Source organism: Clostridia bacterium, from assembly GCA_028698525.1.
Taxonomy (GTDB): domain Bacteria; phylum Bacillota; class Clostridia; order JAQVDB01; family JAQVDB01; genus JAQVDB01.
This window is the reverse complement of sequence record JAQVDB010000038.1, coordinates 2,392-8,908: the sequence shown is the minus strand read 5'-3', so window position 1 is coordinate 8,908 and position 6,517 is coordinate 2,392. Positions and strand designations below refer to the sequence as shown.

Annotated in this window: 9 protein-coding genes; all 9 read right to left on the bottom strand. The window is 39.2% G+C overall.

The features are described from left to right. A partial coding sequence (locus PHP06_07005; protein ID MDD3840308.1) for a flagellin occupies positions 1 to 1,019 on the bottom strand: 1,019 nt, incomplete at its 3' end. Between the two features lie 127 nt (positions 1,020 to 1,146). Then, entirely contained in the window at positions 1,147 to 1,377 is a 231-nt protein-coding gene (gene csrA, locus PHP06_07000) for a carbon storage regulator CsrA (protein ID MDD3840307.1), read from the bottom strand. Continuing rightward, positions 1,365 to 1,835, bottom strand: a complete 471-nt coding sequence (locus tag PHP06_06995; GenBank protein ID MDD3840306.1) for a flagellar assembly protein FliW — start codon at positions 1,833 to 1,835, stop codon at positions 1,365 to 1,367. Before PHP06_06995 ends, csrA begins: the two co-directional genes overlap by 13 nt. Positions 1,836 to 1,858: 23 nt before the next feature. After that, complete coding sequence (locus PHP06_06990) at positions 1,859 to 2,413, bottom strand: DUF6470 family protein (GenBank protein ID MDD3840305.1); 555 nt, start codon at positions 2,411 to 2,413, stop codon at positions 1,859 to 1,861. A gap of 345 nt (positions 2,414 to 2,758) precedes the next feature. Continuing rightward, complete coding sequence (gene flgL, locus PHP06_06985; GenBank protein MDD3840304.1) at positions 2,759 to 3,652, bottom strand: flagellar hook-associated protein FlgL; 894 nt, start codon at positions 3,650 to 3,652, stop codon at positions 2,759 to 2,761. Between the two features lie 14 nt (positions 3,653 to 3,666). Further along, positions 3,667 to 5,133, bottom strand: a complete 1,467-nt coding sequence (gene flgK / locus PHP06_06980; GenBank protein ID MDD3840303.1) for a flagellar hook-associated protein FlgK — start codon at positions 5,131 to 5,133, stop codon at positions 3,667 to 3,669. Between the two features lie 15 nt (positions 5,134 to 5,148). Then, positions 5,149 to 5,628, bottom strand: a complete 480-nt coding sequence (locus PHP06_06975; GenBank protein ID MDD3840302.1) for a flagellar protein FlgN — start codon at positions 5,626 to 5,628, stop codon at positions 5,149 to 5,151. 16 nt (positions 5,629 to 5,644) lie between these two features. Further along, positions 5,645 to 5,941, bottom strand: coding sequence for a flagellar biosynthesis anti-sigma factor FlgM (flgM, locus tag PHP06_06970; GenBank protein MDD3840301.1), 297 nt, complete (start codon positions 5,939 to 5,941; stop codon positions 5,645 to 5,647). Positions 5,942 to 6,086: 145 nt separating this feature from the next. Beyond that, positions 6,087 to 6,488: a MerR family transcriptional regulator gene (locus tag PHP06_06965; protein MDD3840300.1), complete on the bottom strand. Its 402-nt coding sequence runs from the start codon at positions 6,486 to 6,488 to the stop codon at positions 6,087 to 6,089. Between the last annotated feature and the right edge of the window lie 29 nt (positions 6,489 to 6,517).

The window sequence follows — 6,517 nt, the reverse complement described above, 5'->3', positions numbered from 1 at the left end:
TCCATCATCTCTTTTGCCATGTCTACGTCTCTTATTCTGGATTCTGCTGCCTGCAAGTTTTCTGCTGATGTAGATAAGTTATTTATTGTATGCTCCAACCTATTCTGATTTGCACCTAACTTAGATCTTTCGGCTGATACCTTTTTAATAGCATCATCTATTGTAGTAATAGCCTTGGTAGCGTCTTCATGATTAGACATTTTTCCATTAATACTATCTATACCAAGACCTGCAGTAGACATATCAGCTATCGATATTGCCATACTTTGATTTTCATTAGCACCTATTTGAAACTTCGCCTCTGCCGTTGCTCCTGTAATAATTTGATCATCTGTTCCAGCAGTAAAAGTAACTCCCGTCGCACCTTGGAAATTTGCTACTTGTAATGATACTCCAAGCTTATCAAAATTTAAAGTCCCCGTAAAATTATCAACCAATCCTTCTAATACTTGAGCATTCCCTTTAGAATCCTCCAATGTTAATTTTCCTGCTTCACCAGTTAGGGTATAAGTTTCACTTGTTTTAGCACCCGATACATCAACTCCGACTATACCATTTGAACCAGTAGCATTAGTACTTGCTGCATCTATCTGTATACCAAAACTCCCATTTAACAATTTTTTACCATTAAACTCTGTTTGTTCTGCTATGCGGGTAATTTCGGTTTCTAATTGAGCAACTTCCTCTTTAATTGCTATTCTATCCTCTGGCTGGTTAGTATCATTAGCTGCTTGATCTGCTAATTCCCTCATTCTCTGAAGAATAGCATGTGTCTCGGTCAGTGCACCTTCAGCTGTCTGAATTAACGATATAGCATCCTGTGAATTTCTTGCTGCCTGATCCAAACCTCTAATCTGGCCCCTCATCTTTTCACTGATCGCCAAGCCTGCTGCGTCGTCTCCTGCTCTATTTATCCTCAAGCCTGATGATAGCTTTTCCAAAGACTTGGACTGAGCGTTGTTTGCAGCGGTAAGTCTTGAGTATGTATTTAATGCTGCTATGTTGTGATTGATCCTCATTTAAAATCTCCTCCTTGAATTTTTGTTTTGGCATCCTTGCCATATTTTTATATTGATATTCCCGGCCGGGGAAAATCTCTTTCAATATATTTAATCGGAATCTAAAAATAAAACTTTAGCATTTTTTCTATTTTTTTTCAAAAATTTGCTGAACTTTGTCAAGTACATTAATATCTGAACTGGCTGCCTTTTTGTTTTCCTGTTCAGTCTGCTCACACAGCTCTTTTCTCAATATCACCACATCCTGGGGTGCATCTATCCCTATCCTCACCTTGTCCTTTTCTACTGAAACAAGTGTTATCTCTATATCTTCTCCTATCATTATGGACTGGCCTCTGCCTCGGGTTAATATGAGCATACTCGTTTCCCCTTTTCCCCCGTATGTTGCAAATCCCTCATTATATAGTGCCTCAATCCATATCTTCTATCATCCAGTACCAATTGTATAGCTGTCTTGTTCTTCATATTGAAAACCAGGGGGGACTTTAAATTTGCTGTCATCTTTTTTATATCCTCTGGCACCACCACTATGGAATACAGGACTATATCTTGTTGTGATTCTATGTCCAAAGGCTTAAGTACATTTTGACGGACAGCTGGCTGATAGTCGGGCAAGAATATTTTTGGATCTACCACTACAAAAGAGAGTTCAGATACCTCCACCGACTGCAGCCATTTGAAAGGTATGTGCTTATCTTTATGCTCCAATATAACGAAATATTTGTATTCTTCAAATCCCAGTATAGGTTTTACAAAGGTGAATATATCATCTTGCTCTATTTGAACATTGCCAAAAATCTTGGTGGGAATAATCATGCGCCTTCTTTCCTTTCTTTTGATTATATATATCTGTCCACATTCTTACCGGTGTATTCTATGTGTATCTCCGGTGGGGTAGTTTCTATATCTATTTCAGCAAAATCTGCAGATATCTGTGCTGGATTGATTTGGGGCTTTATATTAAAATATCCTTTCCTAACATCTACAGTAACTGACCCTGAAAACTCTATCTTCGGTCTTGATTTAGGTGCACAGTCTACATTGTAATCTCGATGGTCTATATACACATCTTTTGCCAGCAGGGCTAATACATTCTGCCCTGTCTCTATACTGGCCAGAGCATCTCCTTCTTTTACTATCCTGGCTATGCCTTTTTGTGCTTTTTGGTAGCCAGTTTTTATGAATTCTTTGTACTTGCTCATGCTGGATTTAAGTCCTAGTTCATCAAAGCACTTGCTCTGGTCTATATCTACTTTGGTATGTTCAATGTCTATCTCTACCCGATCTATATCGTAGGAAAGGTTCAAATCAGGAGGAGGTTGTTTGACCTGCATGTTTGCGTTTTGTGTATGTATGGTGAGTTGGGGTTTTATAGTTGTTATTGTAAGGTCCATTTTTAACAATCTCCTATATCAAAGAGTAGTGTAAGCACTAGGAGTATATGATGCCTTCCGTGCTCCACAATCTGCCGCACTATATTATATAAAAATACTAGATGTACATTGCGGCACATTAAGTCGCATCTCCGGGTATTATATACTCCCTTTACAAAGTTCAGTTTAAAACCACTCAATAGGAACTTGTATATATAAGGTTAGTGAACTGCTCATAAATATTTGGCTAAAATAAATAGTTATTTCCAAATATTTATCGCATAAACGTTCTTATATATACAAGTTCCGTGCGTATTTGCTGTTACATATGACACAATAGAACTGTCCCCTTGTGCAAATTGTGGGTTATCTTAAAAAGTCAACTAGTGTGGGTTGGATTATTCTCGCGCCTGCTGCTAGGGATGCTCTGTATACGCTTTCTGCCATCTTTAGGTTCATTATGGCTTCTGCCAGATCCATATCCTCTGTCTTGGACATGAGGGATGTTATGTTGATGGTATCGTCATCCATTCTAGTCTTTATCAGTTCAAATCTATTTATCTTTGAGCCTATCTCCGCCCGTATCTCCAGCACATTTTCCATGTTTCTATCTATATCGTCAATAATTCCATCTAGATCGTACCCATCCTGTCCTTTTAACGCCTTGTCCAATCTATCAATGGTATTGTAGAGGGAGGAGTCCCCTGCATCTAACATGAACAGCCTGCGTCCATCTATATTTACCTTTATATTGCTGTCAGCTCCTACGTTGTAGTTTATAGCTCCTTGATCGCCGTTATATTGAAGGCTATCATCAATCACCTCAAAAGGTTTTTCACGGGTTTTATGGCCTGCGAATATGTATCTCCCTGAAAACTCAGTATTGGCTGATTGCACTATCTGATCCTTCAGACTTTCTATTTCATAGGACACAGACTCCCTATCTTCATCGGAAAGGGTGCCGTTCTTTGCTTTGAGAGCAAGGTCCCTGACTCTATGTAGTACGTCCCCTATCTCTTTGACAGCTATTTCACTGGTTGTAAGCCATGATATGCCATCATCCACATTTCTGTTAAATTGTTCCATTCTGGAAAGGTTGGTTCTCAACATCAGGCTTCTAGCTGCATATACAGGGTCGTCGGAGGGTCTTTTCACCAACTTGCCGGAAGAGGTCTGGTCCTGTATTTTAGCCATTTTGGATAAATTTCTGTTTAAGTTTGCCATCATATTTCCTATAAGCATGCTGTTAGTCACTCTCATATTTTAATCACCGCCTATCGTCCTACTATTCCCATTCTGGATACTATAGTATCCAACATCTCATCCACTGAAGTTATCACTCGGGCTGCTGCGTTATACGAGTGTTGAAACTTTATCAGATTTGCCATCTCCTCGTCTAGGGATACCCCTGAAGTGGCCAGCCTTCTATTGTCCATCTGCCTCACCAGTACAGTCTGGTTTTCCTGCATCCTTATGGCTTGTTGGGCATCCACCCCCAACACTGCAATCAGTGATTTTGTAAAATCATCTATTGTGGAAGTCCCATCAAATATCTTATCATGCCTGGTTTCTATCAATTTTAATAAATTTTCATTGTCCCCTTCCTCACCATTTAAGGAAGCTGCTATATGATCAAAATTATCTATATCGGAAGAAATACCTATATCCCAATTGTATATGTCCACTTGTCCATTCTCCAGTTTTGCTAAAAAATCAGTCCTGTCAGCAAATCCTCCCTGAGAACCTACCATGGTATCAAAGGTGAAAAAGTCATGGCCTGTGCTGCCATCTAATCCATATCCTTGTCTATGTATTTCATTGAACTTATATGCGAATTGTCCTGAAAAATAGCACATCTCCTGCATATAATAGGGTATCCCAGAATATTGTCCATCTTTGCCTGTGCCATCTCTTATATCCAATAGTCCCTTCAATGTGCCGCTTTGTAGATCAACCTCTTTGCCTGAACCTTTCCAAACAATGTTTAAAAATCCATCTGCATCGGTTTCAGTAACCATCTCGTTGGTATTGTAATGGTCTACTAAAGCGGTAGTACCTACATCTATTCTTAAATGTCCCTGGCTAGTCTCGTAGGACCTTATATTTATTAACTTGGAAAGCTTGTCCACCAGAAGCTCCCTCTGGTCTCTCAAGTCGTTGGCTCTGCCGCCGCTTATCTCCTGTTTGAATATCTGTTGGTTCAGGTCACTTATCTGTTTTACATAAGAGTTTATCTCCTGCACCCTTATATCTATGGCTGAATTTACTTCTTCTCTCAACTCTCCCAATTGACGGGTCATATGGTTTATTGTTTCGGTAAGCGCCACCGCCCTTTGATGAACCAGCGCCCTTATCTCCCTGCTTTCCGGGTTTTTGCCCAGTTCTTGGAGGGAGTTATAAAATTGATCTACCACTGTGCGGATACCTGAGTCAGAAGGCTCGTTATATATGGCTTCTATATTAGACAAAAAGTCTGCTTTTGTTTCCCATTCACCCAAGGACTTTACTTCGTTTCTCAGCTGCATATCCAGAAATGAGTCTCTTATCTGCTTTATCTCCTGCATAGCAACCCCTCTGCCTACATCACCATAATAGGATGGTATCGCCTTGGTTGTGCCTCGCTGTCTGCTATAGCCTTCGGTGTTCACATTGGCAATATTGTGATTGGTGATATCTAACTGTTTTTGCTGAACATGCAGCGCCGTCCTGGCTATTTCCAATCCGTAAAATGTTGATCGCATATCAATACTCCTTTGTCATATTTGTTCATCAAACAAGCTGATGCTGTCCTTTTTTTTGCTGCCATATGTAGGTTGATCTTTTTGAGTTAGAAGGTTTATGGTGAAATCTATGTAATCTAAATTTTCCTTTATCAATCTCATATTTGTTTTGTTTATCTCTCTCTGTTGATCTATTATTTCGCCAAACTGCTTTTTCAGGTCTCGGAATAATTGTCCATCTTCATGATTAAGGTCTTGTATTATTGAAGTCAAGCTGTCAGGTTGTGGCTCTTTCCCTACTCCTTGGAAATATTGTTCTGTCAATTTTCCTCTCTCATTTTCCAGCTCGCCTAATTTGACCACAATGCCTTCTTCCAAGGACAGCAAACTCTCAAGTTCCTTTATTTTGTTGTTCACTATCAAGTCTGTCTTTTTCTTGGATAGTTCCAACAATTCGCACTGCAGGTAGTATTCTTTGCAGAGTACATCATATATACCTTTTACCAGTTTTTCCATATCCAGCACCCTTCTATTATATCTTCTCGTCCATTTTTGTGCCTTTAATTATTTTGTCGATAATCTGTTCTCCCCTAATATTATAACTTCCGCTGTCTATCTGTGCCTTTATCCTTTCAACCTTTTCTTTTCTGATGTCCGGAAGTTTGTCGAAGGCCTCTACAGCTTTTGCGTAGGCTTTTGCCTTATCTGATAGTTGCACGCTATCAGAATAATCTTGAGTTTTGCTTTTGCCCATTTTTTTGACGGTGCCTGTCTCTTGTTTTTTGTATATGCCTAATACTTTTTGAAGTTGTGCATTATCGATTTTCATTTTAATACACTCCATATATTTGGATTTGTGTGTTTCTATAAATGGTATCGGTAAAAGCCGTCGTTTAGATTAATGTCTATTTTGAGCTTTTTAAGCTGATATTATAGTTTGTTGGGATATTTCTCTGATTTTCTATGGTTTTTTGCTAGTTTCTCTTTTTCCTCGAATTTGCAGTATACATGCCTCTGGAATTAGCCGATTTTTTAGCAGGGCCTGCACTTTGCCCCCCTGAAAATCCTTCTTTTAAATCCTTGGCGCATTTTGAACAATATCGTCCGGTGGTTATAGAAACTCCACATCTTTCACAGTCCAATCCTAATCCTGCTGTTTTAAGCTCCAGTCTGCCTTCTCTTAAAAATTTGAGGATGATTTTTTCCTCTACTCCGGTCTCTTCGGATACTTCTAGTGTATTAGCACCCGGGTGTGAGTATATATATTCTCTAACTTTGTCGAACATATCGTCTTCTTCTTTTCTGCATACAGGGCATAGGTCGCTTCCTGTGTATGCATATATTTTTCCACATTGTTTACAGTTTCTGATATTCATGTTTTTTACCTCCTGTTTTTTATGTGATG

What these genes read in the sequence shown, in the direction of transcription:
- PHP06_06990 (MDD3840305.1), bottom strand. Translation starts at nt 2,413, where the DNA reads ATGGACCTTACAATAACAACTATAAAACCCCAACTCACCATACATACA.
- PHP06_06975 (MDD3840302.1), bottom strand. Translation starts at nt 5,628, where the DNA reads ATGGAAAAACTGGTAAAAGGTATATATGATGTACTCTGCAAAGAATAC.
- PHP06_06995 (MDD3840306.1), bottom strand. Translation starts at nt 1,835, where the DNA reads ATGATTATTCCCACCAAGATTTTTGGCAATGTTCAAATAGAGCAAGAT.
- csrA (MDD3840307.1), bottom strand. Translation starts at nt 1,377, where the DNA reads ATGCTCATATTAACCCGAGGCAGAGGCCAGTCCATAATGATAGGAGAA.
- PHP06_06965 (MDD3840300.1), bottom strand. Translation starts at nt 6,488, where the DNA reads ATGAATATCAGAAACTGTAAACAATGTGGAAAAATATATGCATACACA.
- flgM (MDD3840301.1), bottom strand. Translation starts at nt 5,941, where the DNA reads ATGAAAATCGATAATGCACAACTTCAAAAAGTATTAGGCATATACAAA.
- flgL (MDD3840304.1), bottom strand. Translation starts at nt 3,652, where the DNA reads ATGAGAGTGACTAACAGCATGCTTATAGGAAATATGATGGCAAACTTA.
- flgK (MDD3840303.1), bottom strand. Translation starts at nt 5,133, where the DNA reads ATGCGATCAACATTTTACGGATTGGAAATAGCCAGGACGGCGCTGCAT.